The sequence below is a fragment of the Paenibacillus wuxiensis genome, assembly GCF_040195695.1.
GTDB lineage: Bacteria > Bacillota > Bacilli > Paenibacillales > Paenibacillaceae > Paenibacillus_B > Paenibacillus_B suaedae.
On record NZ_JBEFZI010000007.1, the window covers coordinates 21,782 to 42,655 of the forward strand.

17 protein-coding genes are annotated in these 20,874 nt (G+C 47.6%); 14 read left to right on the plus strand and 3 right to left on the minus strand.

Going from position 1 to position 20,874, the window contains the following annotated elements; genetic code table 11:
- Positions 1-99 precede the first annotated feature (99 nt).
- Positions 100-498 (minus strand): TIGR04086 family membrane protein, encoded by a 399-nt coding sequence (locus ABN764_RS16605; RefSeq protein ID WP_021257031.1) that lies wholly within the window; start codon positions 496-498, stop codon positions 100-102.
- 175 nt (positions 499-673) lie between these two features.
- Between ABN764_RS16605 and ABN764_RS16610 the strand changes: the two genes are divergently transcribed.
- Together ABN764_RS16610 and ABN764_RS16615 are read left to right on the plus strand one after the other, a co-directional pair.
- Positions 674-1,987, plus strand: coding sequence for an ArsB/NhaD family transporter (locus tag ABN764_RS16610; protein ID WP_446672563.1), 1,314 nt, complete (start codon positions 674-676; stop codon positions 1,985-1,987).
- A gap of 140 nt (positions 1,988-2,127) precedes the next feature.
- Positions 2,128-2,895, plus strand: coding sequence for a YetF domain-containing protein (locus ABN764_RS16615; protein WP_021257029.1), 768 nt, complete (start codon positions 2,128-2,130; stop codon positions 2,893-2,895).
- A 2-nt stretch (positions 2,896-2,897) separates the two neighbouring features.
- On the opposite strand, the gene spoVB is transcribed toward ABN764_RS16615, so the two are convergent.
- Positions 2,898-4,550: a stage V sporulation protein B gene (gene spoVB / locus ABN764_RS16620; protein ID WP_446672564.1), complete on the minus strand. Its 1,653-nt coding sequence runs from the start codon at positions 4,548-4,550 to the stop codon at positions 2,898-2,900.
- 176 nt (positions 4,551-4,726) lie between these two features.
- On the opposite strand from spoVB, the gene ABN764_RS16625 reads away from it, so the two are divergent.
- The 6 genes from ABN764_RS16625 to ABN764_RS16650 all read left to right on the plus strand — a co-directional run bounded on the left by ABN764_RS16625 (position 4,727) and on the right by ABN764_RS16650 (position 11,362).
- Positions 4,727-4,981, plus strand: coding sequence for a post-transcriptional regulator (locus ABN764_RS16625; protein WP_446672565.1), 255 nt, complete (start codon positions 4,727-4,729; stop codon positions 4,979-4,981).
- Positions 4,982-5,088: 107 nt separating this feature from the next.
- Positions 5,089-6,357 (plus strand): protein translocase subunit SecD, encoded by a 1,269-nt coding sequence (gene secD / locus ABN764_RS16630; protein WP_021257026.1) that lies wholly within the window; start codon positions 5,089-5,091, stop codon positions 6,355-6,357.
- The gene (gene secF / locus ABN764_RS16635) at positions 6,347-7,258 is read left to right on the plus strand and encodes a protein translocase subunit SecF (RefSeq protein ID WP_446672566.1); all 912 of its coding nucleotides are present in this window, start codon (positions 6,347-6,349) and stop codon (positions 7,256-7,258) included. Before secD ends, secF begins: the two co-directional genes overlap by 11 nt.
- Before the next feature lie 147 nt (positions 7,259-7,405).
- Entirely contained in the window at positions 7,406-8,356 is a 951-nt protein-coding gene (locus tag ABN764_RS16640; protein WP_174808291.1) for a cation diffusion facilitator family transporter, read from the plus strand.
- A gap of 21 nt (positions 8,357-8,377) precedes the next feature.
- Positions 8,378-10,807 (plus strand): single-stranded-DNA-specific exonuclease RecJ, encoded by a 2,430-nt coding sequence (gene recJ / locus ABN764_RS16645; RefSeq protein WP_446672567.1) that lies wholly within the window; start codon positions 8,378-8,380, stop codon positions 10,805-10,807.
- 39 nt (positions 10,808-10,846) lie between these two features.
- Entirely contained in the window at positions 10,847-11,362 is a 516-nt protein-coding gene (locus tag ABN764_RS16650; protein WP_021257022.1) for an adenine phosphoribosyltransferase, read from the plus strand.
- Positions 11,363-11,462: 100 nt separating this feature from the next.
- On the opposite strand, the gene uraA is transcribed toward ABN764_RS16650, so the two are convergent.
- Positions 11,463-12,725, minus strand: a complete 1,263-nt coding sequence (gene uraA, locus ABN764_RS16655) for a uracil permease (protein ID WP_072730359.1) — start codon at positions 12,723-12,725, stop codon at positions 11,463-11,465.
- Positions 12,726-13,069: 344 nt separating this feature from the next.
- Between uraA and ABN764_RS16660 the strand changes: the two genes are divergently transcribed.
- From ABN764_RS16660 to ABN764_RS16685, 6 genes are all read left to right on the plus strand, one after another.
- A complete protein-coding gene (locus ABN764_RS16660) occupies positions 13,070-15,250 on the plus strand; it encodes a RelA/SpoT family protein (RefSeq protein ID WP_446672720.1) in 2,181 nt (726 codons plus the stop codon).
- 130 nt (positions 15,251-15,380) lie between these two features.
- On the plus strand, positions 15,381-15,827 hold the full coding sequence (gene dtd / locus ABN764_RS16665) for a D-aminoacyl-tRNA deacylase (RefSeq protein ID WP_446672568.1): 447 nt from the start codon (positions 15,381-15,383) through the stop codon (positions 15,825-15,827).
- A 65-nt stretch (positions 15,828-15,892) separates the two neighbouring features.
- Entirely contained in the window at positions 15,893-16,036 is a 144-nt protein-coding gene (locus tag ABN764_RS16670) for a hypothetical protein (RefSeq protein WP_162833953.1), read from the plus strand.
- A 682-nt stretch (positions 16,037-16,718) separates the two neighbouring features.
- Positions 16,719-17,969, plus strand: a complete 1,251-nt coding sequence (gene hisS, locus ABN764_RS16675; protein ID WP_446672569.1) for a histidine--tRNA ligase — start codon at positions 16,719-16,721, stop codon at positions 17,967-17,969.
- Positions 17,970-18,028: 59 nt separating this feature from the next.
- Positions 18,029-19,837 carry an aspartate--tRNA ligase gene (aspS, locus tag ABN764_RS16680; protein ID WP_174811042.1) on the plus strand — a complete coding sequence of 603 codons (1,809 nt, stop codon included), beginning with the start codon at positions 18,029-18,031 and terminating at the stop codon, positions 19,835-19,837.
- 284 nt (positions 19,838-20,121) lie between these two features.
- A complete protein-coding gene (locus tag ABN764_RS16685) occupies positions 20,122-20,865 on the plus strand; it encodes a tRNA threonylcarbamoyladenosine dehydratase (RefSeq protein WP_021257016.1) in 744 nt (247 codons plus the stop codon).
- Positions 20,866-20,874: the final 9 nt, after the last annotated feature.

Here is a 20,874-nt window from a genome sequence, read left to right on the forward strand (position 1 = left end):
CTAATGTAATGTCACATTGCCGTTTTGTAAACTCCAATAGTATAACACAATTGGGTGGGGATTACATGATGTGATCATTCGAACTCAAGGCTTCCCTCCTTACTGGCCGGACTTGCTCATATTTACACCGATAATACCCCCAATTGCACTGACAGCGAACGCTGCTACTGTTTGGACGAGTTTTTGTACGCTTACCCCTGCATCCATTGCCAAAAAACCAATCAGCATGACGAGCAGCACGTAGAAGATTCCTGTCATTCCTCCATAGTACCAGCCCTTTTTGCCGCTTCTTCTGCCAGAAGTCCATCCACCGATAAAAAGAGCGATACAATGGATAATATAAATATAGCCTTTCATTTCGTCCTCACTAGTTGAGCTTGAATATAGCAAGACTGACAAGGCGAGTGCACCGAGAGCCATCCAAACGAAGGCATAGACGATTCCCGCCACTAGAGGGTGGCCTAATTTCCAGCGCGTTACATTCTGAATCGCATTCATCTTACACGCTCCTCCCATCATTTCTATGATTAGTATTCATCGTATGGGCAAGCTATCCAATTTAGTACAAGGCATAGACGAAAAAAAAAGACAGCGTTATAATGTGTGAACAAAAGGTCAGTAAAGAAGAAAGTTGCAATCAGAGCCTTATTAAGGTAGAGAGGGATGGAGTCTTGTGGGACATACTGTAGCAAATTGGCAAGTGACCGCGGCGGTCATTGTGTTTTTAATCACGTATGCCATCATTATTTCGGAGAAGATTAACCGAGCCGTTATTGCGCTCTTAGGCGCAGTTGCGATGCTCGTCCTGCAGATTGTAGATGTACATATGGCATTTACAACCTATATCGAGTGGAATACGCTGTTCCTGCTCGTTGGTATGATGATTCTGGTGGGGATTACGAACAAGAGCGGGATCTTCTCATACGCTGCTGTCAAGGCAGCACAGCGGGCTAAGGGACATCCGAAGCGCATCATGCTCATTATGTTCCTGCTCACAGCGGTAGGATCTGCATTTTTGGATAATGTAACGACGGTGCTGCTCATGGTGCCGATTACGTTTTCCATTACACGTATGTTGAAAATCAACCCAGTGCCATTTCTAATCGCGGAGGTTATCGCATCGAATGTAGGGGGAACAGCAACCCTAATAGGCGATCCGCCGAATATTATGATTGGATCTGCCAATAAGCATCTGACTTTCAATATGTTTTTGACGCATCTGGCTCCAATTGTGTTTGTCATCGCAATCGTCATAATCGGCTGCTTGCTGTTCATCTACCGCAAACAGCTGCATGTGTCGGACGAGCAGCGGCAAGCATTGATGGAGCTGTCGGCAGCTTCGTACATTACAGACGCTAAGCTTGTAAAGAAGTCCCTTACTGTGCTTATTTTTACGATTCTTGGCTTCGCACTCCATTCAGTCATTCACGTTGAGGCAGCGGTTGTCGCAATGGCAGGAGCAACAATCTTGATGCTCATCGGATTGAAAAATGAGGAGGAGCTTGAAGAGGCGCTCCATCAAGTCGAATGGGTTACGATTCTTTTCTTTATCGGGTTGTTCATCCTTGTTGGCGGTTTGATTCAAGTAGGTGTCATCAATCGTCTTGCAGAACTTACGCTCGGACTTACGAACGGTGATATGACCAAGACTTCGATGCTCGTCCTCTGGGTATCCGGTATTGCGTCGGCTACGATTGACAACATCCCGTTCGTCGCGACAATGATTCCTCTCTTGCAGGATATCGGGACGCAGATGGGGATTACAGATCCGAACCAATTGAATCCACTCTGGTGGTCACTTGCGCTTGGTGCATGTCTTGGCGGAAACGGGACACTGATAGGTGCATCTGCCAACGTCATTGTGGCGGGTATGGCCCAGCGTGAGGGTCATGGTTTTGGCTATATGGACTTTTTGAGAATAGGTGCGCCTATTACGATTATCTCGCTTTTGATTTCAACAGGATACATTTTGCTGTTCATCCTATAATTACAATTGTCCATTTGTAAGATACAGGATGGGAACAATTCAATAATAATGAAGCAGTATGCTTCACGATCACGACGGTCAGAATACCAATGAAAGCGGCTATCGCAATCCGACAATCGGCAGCGAGGGAGGCGTAACATATGGGACTTTGGACCGTCGTTTTTCGTACAGTGTTGATGTATTTTGCGGTATTAATTGTTCTTCGTGTAATGGGCAAGCGTGAAATCGGCAAGCTGTCTGTTTTTGACCTCGTGATCTCGATCATGATTGCAGATATTGCAGTAATGACGATTGACGATTCAGAGCGTCCCCTTCTTGTGGAATTTGCTCCGATCATTGTACTGCTCGTCATCCAGGTTACGCTTGCCTTCGTAACGTTAAAGAGCACGAAAATGCGCGAAGTATTTGACGGGACTCCAAGCATTATTATTGCCAATGGAGTGCTGCAGCAGGACGTTATGAAGAAGCAGCGATACAATCTGGATGATTTAATGCTGCAACTGCGGGGACAAGGGATCGACAATATCAATGATGTTACCTACGCCATTTTAGAATCAACAGGGGAATTGTCCGTATTTAAGGCAAGTGAGGAAAAGCCAAACCAGAACTCATCGAGCTCAAATGCAGGCAAGCAGGAAGGGCAGAAGGAAAGCAAGTCCAAACCATCCAATACACAGCCCGCCCTGCCGGAAGCACACCAATATCAATTCACATCCCTTCCCTTGCCGCTCATTATGGAGGGGAAGGTGCAGGAACAGAATTTGCTAAGCATCGACAAGACACGGTTCTGGTTGAAAAATCAAATCCAACAAAAGGGTGTCTATGATTTTAAGCAAGTGTTCTTCTGTTCCATAGACCATAAAGGCCATATTTACGTAGATAGCAACCCGAGCAAGCTAAAGCGCTGAGATTATTTTGGATCAGGCTTCGCATGAAAGAAGCGTCGAAAGAACGGAAAGCGGGAAAGATCACTGCGATCGATTAATTTCATCATGATAAGAAGCAGAATATAGACAACAATCCCAACAATACAAGAAATAATGAATCGTAGCACAAGATGCTCGTCCGTAGAATCTGGAAAATGAATATATGTCGCTTGTATGCATCCAGCCGTAATGATCATTGCGGCTCCAACTTTGATGAAATCCAGCCAAGGAAGCTTAAGGCCAACATGGCGAACGACACTGTATGCGTGCATGGTTGTTACGACAACGATGTTCACATTGATGGCGATGACCGCGCCGGTAATTCCTAATTTTGGATCGGCTGCGAGCCATAAAATCAACCCAATTTTAAGAAATGCCCCTATGAATGTATTGACGAGAGCTGTTCCCGGACGTTCTAGCGCTTGGAGAGCAGCTTGGAGCGGGGCTTGCAGGTAAATGAAAATAGCAACAGGCGCCATCCATTTCAACATTGGAGCAACGGTTGCATCATTGTATAGCAGAGAACATAAGGGAAAAGCCAGTACGAACATAACAACAGCAAAAGGTGCTCCGCTTACGAGCGCAAGCCGGAGAGCCTGATGAATGCGCTTCTGAATGGTGGTCGTATCTCTGCGGCCAAGTGCTTCGGACAGGGCAGGGACGAGTGAGACTGCAAGAGAGTAAGTAAGTGCTCCTGGCAAGGTGAGAATAGGAATAATCATGCCTTGAAGTGCTCCGTATTGCGCCGTTGCGACTGCGGTAATGATACCGGCTGCTGCAAGACTGCGTGCGATTGTGATGGACTCTAATAAATAGGACAGAGATCCAACCAGTTTGCCTCCTGTAACAGGGATCGCGATTTGCAGCAATCTTTGTAAAACATTGCCCTGAGCTGGAGAAGAGGTTGCGAACGTTGGCTCTTGTCCACCTTCAATTGACTGTTTCACTGCATTGGGCTGTTGAGCGCTGCTCTGAGAGTGACGTTTTCGAGCTTTGTGATACATCCAAGCGAGTACGGCAAATCCTCCGATCTCCCCAATCACTACACCTGCCATGGCGCCAGCGGCCGCCCATTCCAAGCCGTAAGGCAAGCCCATATAAGCAAATAAAATGACGGTAAAGATCCGTATTATGGTCTCAGTAACTTGAGACATCGCGGTCGGTATCATGTTCTGCATGCCCTGGAAATACCCTCGAAGCACGGATGAGGCAGCAATCACGATAATGATAGGGGTCATCACCATGAACGTATAATATACTCTGCTGTCCGTTAGAACGTGTGTCGTAATCCATGGTGCAAGAACAAGCAAGGCAACTGAAAATAATAAGGATGCCCCAATCGTTATTTTGAGTGACAATGACAATATCCGTCTTACCCGTTGTTGATCGCCGATAGCATCTGCCTCCGCGATAAGCTTGGCCACTGCTAGTGGAATCCCACCCGTTATTAACGTAATGATCACGATGAGGAAGGGGTATCCCAGCTGATAAATGCCTACGCCCTCTGCTCCAATGATGCGCGGCAGCATAATGCGTGGGATGAATCCAAGGATGCGGTTCACGATGCCGGCTGCCAATAAAATAAGTGTTCCTTGAATAAATGTTTGTTTTTGTAAGGTATTTTTTGACAATAGCATCCCTCTTCTCGCGCAAACTTCAGCACGTAATTGCTGCCCAATATCATTCATATGCGGTTGTCCACAAACCATACCGAAAGTGTTGAGGAGATTTTCAGCCTAGAGCTTGCGTATTAGCAGGAATTCAAGAGGAGAGGGTCGAATTATGACTAACGTGGAGAAGGGAGTTATGCGGCATGACAGAACTGATTAGTGATGCGGAACGTATCGAGGCAATTGAACTGTGCTGTGAGAGCAAAGCAGAAGAATTGCGCTTGATTGGGTACGAGCACGTTACCGGTAAGGATGTATGGGAATGTGTAAGTTCGAAGTATGTAAAAAATGGAAGCGAGCCTGCGCTGCATAAGGTTGTAAATGATATTTTATCGCTTAAAGCAACGCAATTTATGAATTATATGACAATTGCCGCATATCGGGGCGCTCCCTTTTAATAAGGCGAGGCCTTTTTTTGTTTGTTTGCCATGATTCTTAAAATTGACGCGAAAAATGAGCGCCGATATAATAGGAATATTGAATATGAAAGGGGACTAGGGACGATATGAAAAGGGTGACCGCATTCCTGCTCATCGTTGTCGTTTCGCTAGGCGTCATTTTTTGGACAAGCCCTTCGATCGTCAACAGCATACGTCTTGGGCTCGATTTGAAGGGCGGCTTTGAAATATTGTATCAAGCATCGCCGCTTGAATCGGGTGGTAAAATTACAAATGAGGCGTTGAAACAAACGGCGAAGAGCTTGGCTAAGCGTATTGATGCTAACGGCACGAGCGAACCGGAGATCATCATTGAAGGTTCGGATCGGATTCGTGTCAAGCTTGCCGATGTGAAGAATGAGGAAGAAGTTCGCAAGAAATTGAAGGAGCCTTCGGTGCTGACCTTCCGTAGTTCTGACGGCTGCAAGGAAGCCACGGACTACTGTAAGGTGGAATTGCAGGGAACAGACTTCAAGGAGGGTGGCGCGAGCGTCGTATTTAACGATTTGCAACAACCGATTGTAGCTATCAAGTTGAAGGATGCAGGCAAATTCTCTGAATTGACGAAACGTCTTGCTTCACTTGCCGGTGAGCAGCGCAACCATTTGGCAATCTTTATGGACGAGAATATGATCTCTGATCCGGCTGTTAACTACGAGATTCCGGGTGGAGAGGCGACGATTACTGGTCAGCGCACGGTTGAGGAAGCGAATGACCTTCGCGACAAAATCAACCTTGGCGCATTGCCGCTGAAACTGACAGAAAAATATTCCCAAAGTGTTGCTGCAACACTAGGTAAGTTGTCGTTGGAACAAACGGTGAAAGCCGGCTTGATCGGATCGGCACTGATTCTCGTGTTCATGCTGCTTGTTTACCGTTTGCCAGGGGTAATTGCGAGCTTCTCGCTCGTCTTGTTCACATGGCTTCTGCTGGTGTTGTTCTGGTTGGCTGATATTACACTAACATTGCCGGGTATTGCGGCATTCATTCTCGGTCTCGGTATGGCAGTCGATGCGAACATCATTACTTATGAACGGATTAAGGAAGAGCTGCGCAGCGGTAAATCGATTAACTCCGCACTCAAGGCTGGTTCAAAGAACTCGTTCAGAACCATTATGGATGCAAACGTAACGACGATTATTGCAGGTGTTGTTATGTACATCATGGGTGAAAGCTCCGTTAAAGGCTTCGCACTCATCTTGATGATGACAGTCATTTGCAGTATTTTCACAAACGTATTCTTGTCTCGTGTGTTCCTACATCTGCTTGCGAAATCGAAGTTATTGAGCAAGCCAGGATATTTTGGCGTAAAGGAGAGTGAAATCCGTGCGCTTTAAGGGAACATTCAACTTTGTTCATCAGAGTAAATATTTCTTTATCTTCTCGATCGTGATTACCATTCTCGGTGCGTTGTCTCTATCGATATTCGGATTGAACTATGGAGTTGATTTCAGCTCTGGTACGAATGTGGATATCAACCTAACTAAGAAAATTGAGAAATCACAAGTGGAAGAACTGCTGAAAACATATAATTTCAAAAAAGAACCTACGATTACGATGGGGGCGGAACGTATTACCGTACGCTTCACTGAAGTTCTTGATGAGCAGCACGAAAAGCAGTTCAAGGCGGACATGAAGGAGATTGATGAAGGCTCTTCCATGGAAATCAATACGGTTGATGTAGAGATTGCCCGCGAATTGCAGCGTAATGCACTGCTCGCTGTATTGATCGCGAGCATCGGGATTATTATCTATGTCAGCATCCGCTTTGAGTGGCGCTTTGCCGTATCAGCGGTTGTCGCCCTGCTGCATGATGCATTTATGGTTATCAGCTTGTTCTCCATCTTCCGGTTGGAGGTCACGCTGCCGTTTATTATTGCGGTGCTGACGATCATCGGTTATTCCATTAACGATACGATCGTTATTTTTGACCGGATTCGTGAGAATTTACGTTTTTCGAAGATCAAGAGTATGGATGACTTGGCTCATTTGGTTAACGACAGTATCTACCAAACGCTCACTCGCTCCATCAATACAGTATTGACTGTATTGGTAACGGCGCTCTGTCTGTTCATCTTCGGTAGTGAGTCAATCCGGATGTTCTCACTTGCGATTCTATTCGGTCTCGGCTTCGGTGCTTACTCGTCCATCTTCATTGCAAGCCCGCTGTGGGTCGTATTGAAGAACAAAGAGAGCAAGAAACCAAAAGCTTCTGCTAAACCGCAGGAAGCGAAGTAATTTATTTTGTAAAGAAACCATTTGTTTTTCTTTTCTCTCATAATCTGGAGTTAAGAAACATACGATAAAGCCGCGTCCGTTTGTGACGCGGTTTTGGCGTTGTGTAAGCCGCCATGATCACAATGATGATTAAACGAGGGATGCTGCATGTCTACTGACCGATTTGCCAAGGCGGAGACCGGAGCCTGGGTAGGAATTATCGGGAATATCTTATTAGCTGGAGTCAAGGGAATAGCCGGATTTTTGTCCGGGAGCCAGGCGCTTATCGCAGATGCCTTTCATTCTGCTTCGGATGTAGCGGGTTCATTCGCTGTTCTAGTCGGTTTGAAGGCGGCTAAGCGTCCTCCAGACAAAGATCATCCATATGGTCACGGCAAGGCAGAATCGATTGCTGCAATTGTCGTATCTGTACTGCTGTTGGTCGTGGGAATTGAACTGGCAATCTCTGCGGCTAAGTCAATATGGAATGGCAAAGTCGTCGTGCCAGAGTGGTATGCGCTGGCAGCTATTATTTTGTCCATCGTAGCGAAGGAGAGTATGTTCCAGTACAAGTTCCGATTGGGCAAGCGCTTATCGTCGCAGGCATTAATTGCGAATGCGTGGGAGCATCGATCTGATGTATACTCGTCTATTGCGGCACTAGCAGGCGTTGGGGGCGCAATGATTGGCGGCAAACTAGGCATTAGTTGGCTTCTCTATTTAGATCCGATCGCGGGTGCTGTTGTAGCTCTGCTCGTCCTACGAATGGGGTATCGGCTCGTACTGGACTCCATCCACTCCACCATGGATCACGTCCTGCATGATGAGGATGCGAATCCACTGATTAGAGCAGTGCAATCCGTTGACGGTGTGATTACTGTTGATGAGCTGCGAGCGCGCGAGCACGGACATTATGTGATTGTTGATGTCAAAATAAGCGTCAATCCTCGCTTGACGGTAGCGGAAGGGCATGCGGTTGCCAAGCGAGTCAAAAAACATTTATTGCAGCGGTTTATCCATGTAGCGGATGTATTCGTGCATGTGAATCCATTCGATCCGGGATTCCCTTATCGATCTCAGGAAGCACGTGGTGACGATGCCTCCACATTGCTGCAATAAGGATAATAAAGGAGATAGAGAATGCTTCATCCACGTTCACGGTGGATCTGCGCGGCAACGTCAGACGAGCAAGTGAGTCAATTGGCACAAGAAGCCAAATTATCGCCATTGTTGGCTCGTATGATGGTCGTACGTGGGATTGACACTGCGGAGCAGATCCAGCAGTTTTTATATGCTGATGTCAACCAGCTGCATGACCCGTTCCTCATGGCAGGGATGGAAGAAGCGGTGGAACGGATAAGACGGGCGTTGAATAGCGGAGAGAAAATTCGGATTTACGGTGACTATGATGCGGATGGCGTATCGAGTACTTCGCTTATGATTTACCTGATGAGAGAGTTAGAGGCGAACTTCGATTACTATATTCCGCATCGTGCGAATGAAGGATATGGACTCAACAACGGCGCGATTGATGATGCGAAGGCAGAAGGCTGTACGCTTATTGTAACCGTCGATACTGGCATTAGTGCCGTAGAGCAGGTTGCCTATGCGAAGGAGCTTGGCATTGATATCGTTGTTACGGATCACCATGAGCCGCCTGAGCAGCTTCCAGAAGCATATGCCCTCGTCAATCCGAAGCTTCCTTATTGCCCCTACCCATTCAAGGGATTGGCTGGGGTGGGCGTAGCTTTTAAGCTGGCTCATGCATTACTCGGCAATGTGCCGGAACATTATCTGGAGCTTGCTGCGATTGGAACAGTGGCTGACTTGATGCCGCTACTCGGAGAGAATCGAGTCATTGTTCAGGAAGCATTGAAACGCATGGCTCGTTCCCAATATGCGGGCATTCGCGCTTTGATGACCATTGGCGCGATCGATCCGACAGAAGTAACCTCGACAAGTATTGCCTTCTCAATGGCCCCGCGCATTAATGCAAGCGGTCGGCTCGATCATGCCGATATCGCGGTTCAATTGTTAACGGCTGATGAGGATGAGACAGCTATCGCTTATGCATCTGAGCTGGATCGATTGAATAAGGAGCGGCAGAAGATCGTAGAAGGCATCGTGAAGGAAGCAGAGGCACAGTTGACGGAGAAGATGACTGATACAGGCGAGGTTCCGAATGTCATCGTTCTCGCAGCAGAGGGCTGGAATGTCGGCGTTATCGGAATTGTTGCTTCGAAGATTGTAGAACGCTATTATCGGCCTACCTTCGTGCTTGGGATTGATGAAGAATCAGGACTTTGCAAGGGCTCGGCCCGTTCGATTGCAGGGTTTGATTTATATGAATCGATGACGGAATGCGCAGAGGTGTTCGAACACTATGGCGGTCACCAGGCTGCCGCCGGGATGACGATTCATCGCGATCGATTATCCGAGCTGGAGGAACGCTTGAATAAGACGGCTGCGGAGAGATTGACCGAGGATGATTACATTCCATGCACGGAAGTCGATGCGGAATGTGAGCTTGATGATGTTCCGCTGGAAGTAATTGAGCAATTAGGGCGTCTAGCGCCATTCGGAATGGGCAATCCTAGTCCGCGTGTGGTTATTCGCAACGCGGTAGTACGCGATAAGCGCACGATGGGGAAAGAAGGACAACATTTAAAGTTGATGTTAGGCAAAGAGCGTGCTACATTGGATGCGGTGGCATTTCATAAAGGGGCATTGTCCTACCGAATTGCCAATGATGTGCAGGTTGATGTGCTTGGAGAGCTGTCGATCAATGAATGGAATGGACAGCGCAAGCCGCAGTTGATGATGCAGGATATCCAGATTACAGAACGACAGCTATTCGATCGTCGCGCAACTGCTCGTCCACTCGAATCAGCTATTGAGTTGGCAAGAACACTCGAGCAGGATGAACCGCAGACGAGCGCTCTACTTATGACACGAGAGCAAGCAGGAGTGTACGCCGCTGAACCGTTCGTCTGGTTGTATAGCGATGAGCTTGAAGGGCCTACCGTCATACCGAGCTCCTGGGCATGGGCAGCGGATGAATCCATGCTTGGGAACGTGTCGAAGCATATCCATGAGCTCGTGCTGTGCAGTATCCCTCCATCGGAATGGGAGCTGAAGCGGTTGGCAGATCAGCTTCCGAATGTAGGAAGAATACATGCCATACTCCCGCGCCAGCCGGAAGGCGGGCGGCTGTTTACTCCTAGTCGTGATCGAATGGCCCATGCATATAGCGAACTGAAGCGAGTCGGCACTTGGGATATGGAAGTGTCAACGATGTCTTCGCTTGCGAAGAGATTGCGTATGAATGAACGAGAACTGCTGATGCTGATGGAAGTATTTAAGGAATTGGACTTTATTACTTGTACATCTTCTTCGAACAACAGCGTATACAGCATTGTACAGCAACCGAACAAAACATCACTTGAACAATCACAGCGCTATCAGGATTGGATGACCGCAGCAGCCTGGGAATCTCGCTGGTACGAACCAGTGACTGAGGAATTAGCGGCATGGATATGGTCATATTGGGATGAAGCGCGTTGCAAGTAAGCTATATTATATTTGGATAATTCCAAGGGAGGATTTTTGATGGATTTAAAACAGCATATTCGGGTGATTCCTGATTTCCCACAACCAGGCATCAGCTTCAAGGACATAACAACATTGTTGAAGGATGGCCAAGCCTACAAGGCGACCATTGAAGCGATGCATGAACTCGTAAAGGATAAGCAGATTGATCTCGTAGCAGGACCAGAAGCGCGCGGATTCGTAGTAGGTGCTCCATTGGCATTGTCTATCGGAGCTGGCTTCATTCCTGTCCGCAAGAGTGGTAAACTTCCAGGAGAGACGATTGAGGTCGGTTATGACTTGGAGTATGGCAAGGATAAGCTTGCTATGCACAAGGATGCCATTCAGCCTGGCCAAAAAGTGCTTATCGCAGATGACCTGCTCGCTACGGGCGGTACAATCAAGTCTACGATTGATCTCGTTCGTCAGTTGGGCGGCGAAGTCGTTGGTGCGGTATTCCTGATTGAGCTTAGTGAATTGAACGGCCGTGACAAATTGGGCGAAGGCATCGACGTTATTTCGCTCGTTCAATATTAATTCGTTCTCTTGTGAAGCAACGATAATAAAAATCCCCTGCCGCCTCTTCTTCCGTGATAGATGAAGATGCGTGCAAGGGATTTTTTTGTATGATTCAATATTATTCGTTAGACAAATGAAGCTTGTCCAAAATAATGAAGAACAGGTTCAGTACAATCGCAAGCACAGTTGCGAGCGCCATCCCTTTCAATTCAACAGCACCGAACTGGAGTTTGGCACCGCTGATCCCGATGACGATGACGAGTGTTGTCAACAGCAGATTCTTCGGCTTGCTGAAGTCAACCTTGGAGTCCACAAGAACGCGGAGACCAGATGCAGCAATGACCCCGAACAAGAGCAGGGATACGCCGCCCATAACGGGAACAGGAATGTTCGCAATCAATGCGGACACGTTGCCGAAGAACGACAAGATAACTGCGAATACAGCAGCGCCGCCGACAACCCATACGGAGTATACGCGTGTCAGCGCCATAACGCCGATATTTTCACCATATGTTGTATTCGGTGTGGAACCCATGAAGCCAGAAATGACAGTAGAAATACCATTACCAAGCAAGGAACGATGCAAGCCAGGTTCTTTGGATAAGTCTTTTCCTACAATGTTGCTCGTTACCATCAAGTGACCGATATGCTCCACGACAACGACGAGCGCCGCGGGAATGATGGTAAGTATGGCAGTCATATTCCATTCTGGAGTTGTAACCGTAGGCAGTGAGATGAACGATGCCTCAACGACCTTATCCATATTCACATAGCCCATAAGGTAAGCCGACACATAACCAGTAATAATACCGATCAATATCGGGATAATCTTAAAGAATCCTCGGAACATAACATTACCGATTACGGTCACACCCAATGTGATCAATGCGAGCGTTACTGCTTTCCCATCCAATGGGGCATCTGGGCCAGCAGGAATGAAGCCAGACATGTTGGCAGCAACCGGTACAAGCTCCAAACCGATAACCGCAACAATGGCGCCCATTGCTGCAGGAGGGAACAATACGTCAAGCCAGCGAGTGCCTGCCATTTGGACAATGAGAGCCACTACGATAAATATAATACCTGATACGATAAAACCGCCAAGTGCTTGTGCATAATTCTCCGCATGACCAGAGAGAACGACCATAACCGGAGAAATGAAGGCGAAGCTCGATCCCAAATAAGCAGGAATCATACCGCGGCACAGAATGAGATAGAATAGTGTACCTAGTCCGTTCATCAGCAGTACAATCCCTGGATCGACCCCAAATAGGTTAGGTACAAGCACGGTTGAACCGAACATGGCGAACAAATGTTGAATGCTGAGCAGCAGTCCTGGAGCGAAGCCAGGTTTTTCATGCACTTGAATTTCGCGTTGCAAGCGAATGCACTCCTTTTTCAAATATGTAGTTGTATTCGGGCGTGTAAACAATCAATGTTCAAAAAGTTCGAACTTCTTGAATTACCGCTTTCAGACCCAACTATATAATTTACAGGTTAAGCCCCCTTCATTTCAACAACATTTTACTCGATTTGCATAAAAAAACGTCAAATGCCCATAAGAAACGAGATTATTCTGCAAATTTCGACATATATAAACACCACTCACGGATGATAAGGATCGGAAACCATTGACGAGTGACACCGAATAAAGGCATAATTATAGGATACTCTGTAATCTAGGGGAGGTGTCCCCGGATGAAGAAAGGAACCGAGTCGACTCCAATGGGTATCGAGCAATTAATTGAGAAAGCTGCGACCTATATGAAAGAACCGGATCTCGATCGCATCCGCGATGCATACGAATTTGCGGACAAAGCTCATACCGGACAAGTCCGGAAATCCGGTGAACCTTATATATTGCATCCGTTGGCCGTTGCAGACATCGTTGTTGGCATGCAGATGGATCCTACCTCTGTCGTTGCGGCCTTGCTGCACGACGTCGTAGAAGATACATCCGTATCCCTGGAGGAAGTGCGAGCTAAGTTCGGGGAGATATGCGCGATGCTCGTTGACGGACTGACGAAGCTGGAACGCATCCAATTCCGCTCTAAAGAAGAGCAGCAAAATGAAAACTATCGCAAAATGTTCGTAGCTATGGCAAATGATATCCGAGTCATCGTCATTAAGCTGGCGGACAGACTGCATAATATGAGAACGCTCAAATTTCAGTCGGAGGAAAGCCAGCGCCGTATCGCGTATGAAACGCTGGAAATTTTCTGTCCGATTGCGCATCGTCTGGGTATTTCCGCGATCAAATGGGAGATGGAGGACATTGCGCTTCGGTATTTGAATCCGCAGCAGTATTATCGCATTGCGAATTTGATGCATAAGAAGCGGGCAGAACGTGAGCAGTACATTTCGGATGTCATTTCCCGGATCAAAGAAAAACTCGATGAGATGGGAATTACAGCTGATCTGTCAGGACGCCCAAAACATATTTATAGTGTGTACAAAAAAATGACGGCGAAGAGCAAGCAGTTCAACGAGATCTATGATTTGCTTGCCATTCGAATTATTGTCGACAATATTAAAGACTGTTACGCGACCTTAGGGATTATCCACACACTGTGGAAGCCGATGCCAGGTAGATTCAAAGACTATATTGCGATGCCGAAGACGAACATGTATCAGTCCTTGCATACAACGGTCATCGGACCTACGGGCGAGCCTACGGAAGTTCAGATTCGCACTTGGGACATGCACCGTACGGCCGAGTACGGTATCGCGGCTCATTGGGCCTACAAAGAGGGGAATGGCACGATTGGCGGCAGCTTCGAAGAGAAGATGCACTTCTTGCGTGAAATCTTGGATTTGCAGCAGGAAACCAAGGATGCCCAGGAGTTTGTAGAGTCGCTCAAAATGGATTTCTTCTCTGATCTCGTATTTGTATTTACGCCGAAGGGAGAAGTTATTGAGCTTCCATCCGGTTCAGTACCTCTCGACTTCGCCTTCCGCATTCATACGGAAGTTGGAAATCGGACGATCGGTGCGAAGGTGAATGGACGAATCGTACCGCTTGATCATCAGCTGAAGACCGGGGATATCGTTGAGATCTTAACTTCAAAGCATTCCTATGGTCCTAGCCCGGACTGGATTAAGATCGCACAATCTTCGCATGCGCGCTCCAAGATTAAGCAATGGTTCAAGAAGGAGAAGCGAGAAGAGAATGTGCAGAAGGGCCGGGAATCTATTGAACGTGAACTGAAGCGTCTTGGGCTCGAGACATCCGTATGGATGGCCGATGAGAAGCTGATGGAAGCAGCCAAGAAATTCAACTTCAACGATATAGAAGATATGATGTCTGCCGTAGGCTTCAGCGGGATCACTGCAGCGCAGGTATGCACCCGCATGACGGAGAAGATGCGCAAGGAAGCCGAGGAAGCAAGTCAGATTGAATTGACGCATGAAGTGAAGGAAGTCAAGAAGGAGCCTGTTCGCAAGCATCGTCCGACTCACGGCATTACCGTTAAGGGAATCGACAATCTACTCGTTCGCTTTGCTCGGTGTTGCAATCCAGTGCCGGGGGACGATATTGTCGGCTATGTAACCCGCGGAAGAGGCGTATCTGTCCATCGGGCAGACTGCGTGAATGTCGTATCGACAACGGATGGCGAAGACGCTGCACGGATGATTGACGTGGAGTGGGGAGAGTCTGCTGAGGCGAATTATAGTGTCGATATCGAGATTACGGGGATGGATCGACGTGGCTTCTTGAACGAAGTGCTGCAGGCTGTATCCGAGAGCAAGACCAATATAGCAGCAGTGTCTGGACGTTCTGATCGTAATAAGCTGGCCATGATTCATATGACGATTCTTATTCGGAATACGGATCATCTTCAGTCTGTAGTAGAGAAGATCAAACGAGTAAAAGACGTATATACAGTGCAGCGAATTATGCAATAATTCGCTGCCTTTTTACATGCAAGGACGTTAGTAATAGAAGGATAAAATGGCGGATGACAGGAACGCATATCTAGCATGCCAGCCCCTCAAGGGTGTTGTGACCGCAATATGGGACTAAGGAGGATGCGACATGAAGGTAGTTGTACAGCGCTGCAAGGAGGCGCATGTGGACGTTGATGGAGTAACAGTTGGCGGGATTGGACAGGGTTTAATGCTTCTTGTGGGCATTACACACGAAGATACAGAGCGAGATATTGAATGGATGGCGGATAAACTTGCAGGTCTTCGTATTTTTGAAGATGAATCTGGCAAAATGAACAGCTCGGTGCAGAATGTAGGCGGCAGCATTTTATCGGTATCTCAGTTTACCTTATACGGGGATTGCCGGAAGGGAAGACGCCCGAACTTCATGGCAGCGGCTCGTCCTGAGCAGGCGGAACCATTATATGATTTATTCAATGAACGTCTTCGTACACTAGGTTTGGAAGTTGCGACTGGGAAGTTCGGAGCCATGATGGATGTGCATCTTATTAATGACGGACCGGTTACGCTAGTCGTCGATAGCCGTACCGAATAACAGCTTCCTGACTGGCTATACTAGAACTGGCACTTCTGTGACGCACAAGGCAAAGGAGCGATTCGATGCGCCAGTCACTGCATCAGTTAGCAATCCAGTACAGCTGCTTGTCAGGAATGCAGTCGCTGCGTGAATCCGCTGCGGCATTGCAGCAAGAGGAAGAGCATAGGCAAGCGACACGTCGAAATGGCGAAGGCATGAAGCGGTAAACTAATCGAAGTCTGCATCATACCAGTGGATGCGCCCTTTTGGGGCGTATTTTTTTGCTTTGATGTTGGAGAGGAAGAGCCATAAATAAAGCGCTTTATTTTTTGTAATCTTATTGTAATCTTTGTTTCATGTTTCCTTAACATTGGATACCTATAATAACAGACATGACCCCCTTTTAAAAATATATCTTATTGATAAACCTACAGTGATGTAGGTTTTTTTCTTGACTTTAGCGTGCTACATCCTTACAATGTTCTTTATATTCCGACTTTACATGTAAATGAAAATGATGATTTGATGACAGGAACAAGTAATTCGTACCCACATATGCAGAGAGAGGTTCCACGGCTGGAAGAACCTTGATGATGGACGGATGAATGACATCCTCGAGAACCTGCGGCGAAGCGAGAAGCATCGATCTTGGATAAAGCATTGAGCTCTCAAGGTAGGACACCTAATGTCCAAGTAGCTGTATGGCGTATGACGTACGTTACACGTGAATGAAGCGTAATCGGAGATTTCGATGTGCAGCCGATATAGGGCACAGTGCTTGCGATTGCGGAATGTGGGTGGCACCACGGGTGAATGGAACATACCATCTCTCGTCCCTTTGCAAATGAATCATTTGCGGGGCGGGAGATTTTTTATTTTATAGACAAAACGATTAGGAGGTTAGCGCTCATGGCATATCAAAAACCTACGGGTACGCAGGATTTGCTGCCTGGCACGGTTGAAATTTGGCAAACGGTTGAGCAAAAAGCTCGGGATATCTGCCGTCGTTTCAACTTTAAGGAAATCCGGACTCCAATCTTCGAACAGACTGAACTGTTCGAGCGTGGTGTTGGTGAAACAACGGATATCGTTGAGAAGGAAATGTATACATTCCGAGATAAGGGCGACCGCAGCATGACACTGCGTCCAGAGAATACTGCAGGCGTAGTTCGCTCGTATGTAGAGAACAAGCTGTATGGTGAACCGGACTTGACGAAGCTGTATTACATGGGGCCGATGTTCCGGTATGAACGCCCGCAGGCGGGTCGCTATCGCCAGTTCCACCAATTCGGCGTGGAAGCTTTCGGGTCTGTTGATCCTAGCTTAGACGCTGAAATTGTTGCTCTTGGCTATCAGTTCATGAAGGATATTGGCTTGAGCGGTGTTCGCGTCGAGATTAACTCTGTCGGCAACGCACCGAGCCGTGCGGCTTACCGCGAGACTTTGCTTGGCTTCCTGATGCCGATGAAGGAGACACTGTGCAAGGATTGTCAATCCCGGATGGAGCGTAATCCGCTGCGTGTGCTCGACTGTAAGGTCGATCAGGACAAGTTCACGAATGCACCATCGATTCTGGACAGCTTGGATGAAGAATGTGCAACACACTTCGAGAAGGTGAAGCAGCACTTAACGGCGATGGGCGTCGAGTATGAAGTGAACCACCGTCTTGTGCGCGGCTTGGATTACTATACGCATACGGCATTCGAATATAAGGCCCAAGGGATTGGAGCCATTGATACCGTAGGGGGCGGCGGCCGCTACAATGGTCTAGTCGCTGATATCGGCGGTCCTGAGCAGACAGGTATTGGCTTCGGTATCGGGATGGAGCGAATTGTGCTTCTGCTTGATAAGCAAGGCATTGCCTGCAATGAGCAGCCGCCGCTTGATATTTATCTCGTAGGACTTGGTGAACAAGCTGAGGATGAGGTGACGAAGCTGTTGTACACATTGCGTACAGCTGGCATCGCTGCCGAGAAGGACTACCAAGGACGCAAGATGAAGGCGCAAATGAAATCAGCCGATCGCATGAAGGCTCGGTATGCAGGAATTCTCGGCGATGACGAATTGGCACGTGGAGAGATCGCGTTGAAGCATCTGGAAACAGGAGAGCAGCAGTTCGTGAAGCTGGAGCAATTGGCTGAAGCAATCGAAAGAGCTTAACTAGGCTCAATTCCATTCGTAAATGGATGAACTATATTAATGTGAGGAGCGTGCATCCTATGATGTACAAAACGCATCAGTGCGGAAAAATTACAAAAGAACGAATTGGCGAAACGGTTACCCTGAATGGATGGGTACAGCGTCGTCGTGACTTAGGCGGGGTATTATTTATCGATTTGCGCGACAGAAGCGGTCTTGTACAGGTCGTATTCAACCCTGATTTCTCTCAAGAGGCTCACGACATTGCAGATCGTGCGCGTAACGAGTATGTGCTTGCTGTTCGTGGTACAGTCGTTGAACGCGATGCAGAAACGGTAAACCCGAACTTGCCGACAGGCGATGTTGAAGTTCGCGTAACAGAAATTGAAATTTTGAATGCAGCGAAGAACCCGCCATTCTTCATCGAAGATGGCATCGAAATTGATGAGTCCCTTCGTTTGAAATATCGTTACCTCGATCTTCGTCGTCCGGAAATGCAAAAGACACTGATGCTTCGTTCCAAAGCAACGAAAGTATTCCGTGATTTCTTGGAAGAGAATGAATTCATCGATGTAGAAACACCAATCCTGACGATGATTACACCAGAAGGCGCACGTGACTACTTGGTACCAAGCCGTGTGCATCCAGGCGAATTCTATGCATTGCCGCAATCGCCGCAGATCTTCAAGCAGCTGCTTATGGTATCCGGCGTTGAGCGTTACTATCAGATTGCGCGCTGCTTCCGCGATGAAGACTTGCGTGCAGACCGTCAACCAGAATTCACTCAGGTGGACATCGAAACGTCCTTCATGTCTACAGAGCAATTGCATGAAATGATGGAGCAATTGATGGTTCGTTTGTTCAAGACAACATTAGGAGTAGATATTCCTACACCATTCCAACGCATTACGTACCAAGATGCAATGGAGAAGTACGGTTCCGATAAGCCGGATCTTCGCTTCGGCCTTGAGCTTGTAGATGTGTGTGATATCGTTCAAAACAGCGGTGTGAAGGTGTTCGCGTCGGTAATCGAAAAGGGCGGCGTTGTTAAAGTCCTGAATGCGAAAGGCTGCGGAACATGGAGCCGTAAGGACATCGATGATTTGGCACCGTATGCAGCACGCTATGGTGCGAAAGGCTTGGCTTGGATTCAAGTGAAGGACGGCGAATTCCGCGGTCCAATCGTGAAGTTCATGAGCGAGGAAGAAATCGCATCCCTTCGTGAGCGTACAGGCGCAGAAGAGGGAGACTTGCTGCTCTTCTCTGCGGACAAGCGTAAAGTGGTATACGATGTGCTCGGCAACCTTCGTCTCTTGATCGGCCGCCGCTTGAACCTGATCGATGACAATGCGTTCAAGTTCGCATGGGTTGTTGACTTCCCATTGCTTGGCTACGACGAAGAAGCGAAGCGTTATGTAGCGGAACACCATCCGTTCACACGTCCGAAGGACGAAGACTTGGCATTGTTCGACACAGATCCAGGTCAAATCCGTGCGCAGGCTTATGACCTTGTATTGAATGGTTATGAAATCGGCGGCGGTTCGATGCGTATTTACAACCGCGATGTACAAGAGAAGATGTTCGCGGCGCTTGGCTTCACACCAGAAGAAGCACAGCAGAAATTCGGCTTCTTGATGAATGCCTTCGAATATGGTACGCCTCCACACGGCGGTATTGCATTCGGCTTAGATCGACTCGTAATGCTGCTTGCAGGACGTACGAACTTGCGCGAGACGATCGCATTCCCGAAAACGGCAAGCGCAACAGACTTGATGACAGATGCGCCTAACGTAGTTGATAAGTCTCAGTTGGATGTATTGCATATTAAGTCGACGTACAAGAAGAAAGAAAAAGAAGAGAAGACTCAAGAGAATAACGAAGAGCAATAAGCCGGACGGCTGAAAAGAAGCTGTTAGCATATAACGCCCCTCGCCCGAAATTCCTATCTAGCGGATGCTTGGGCAAGGGGCGTTCCGCTATGTTCTTGAGCCCGTCTATGGTACGATAGAAGGTAGTAGATTAAGCATCTAAGATGCGAACTTGATGCATGATGGCTTTTTGTGCAGAAGTGTTGCCATTTGTGCAGGCGTGTGCCAATTGACGTGCAAATATTGCACATCACACGATGCATAAACCATGCATGGATAATGAGACGCAGGAGGAAAAGGACGTTATGCTGCATCAATTTTCACGTACGGAACTCGCAATTGGACCTGAAGGATTAGAGAAGCTGAAAAACAGCACAGTTGCAGTTCTAGGAATCGGCGGTGTCGGCTCAATGGCTGCAGAAGCGTTGGCACGCACCGGTGTAGGCCGAATTATTCTCATTGATAAAGATACAGTCGATATTACGAACATTAACCGGCAAATTCACGCCTTGACGACAACAGTAGGTCAGAAGAAGGCGGAGTTGATGCGTGAGCGGATTAAGCTAATTAATCCAGATTGTGACGCGATCGCGCTTAACATGTTCTATACGGAAGAAACCTATGAGGAACTGTTCAAGTATGAGCTAGATTATGTTGTCGATGCATCAGATACGATTGTATATAAAATTCACTTGATCAAAGAATGTTTGAAACGTAAAATACCTATCATTTCCAGCATGGGTGCGGCGAACAAGATGGATCCCTCGCGCTTCCAAGTGGCTGATATTTCACAGACATCTTACGACCCGATTGCCCGCGTCATTCGGCAAAAGCTGCGCAAGGATGGCATTCGCAAAGGGGTCAAGGTTGTGTTCTCTACAGAGGAGCCGATCAAGCCGCGTGAGGATGTTACGGAGCGCATCGTACCGGATACTGCCCCTGATATTCGCAAGGCGAAGCAGCCGCCATCCAGTAACGCATTCGTACCGCCGGTAGCCGGGCTTATTATGGTCAGTGTCGTGATTCGCGATATGCTGGCAGACTTGTAATTCGTGGTG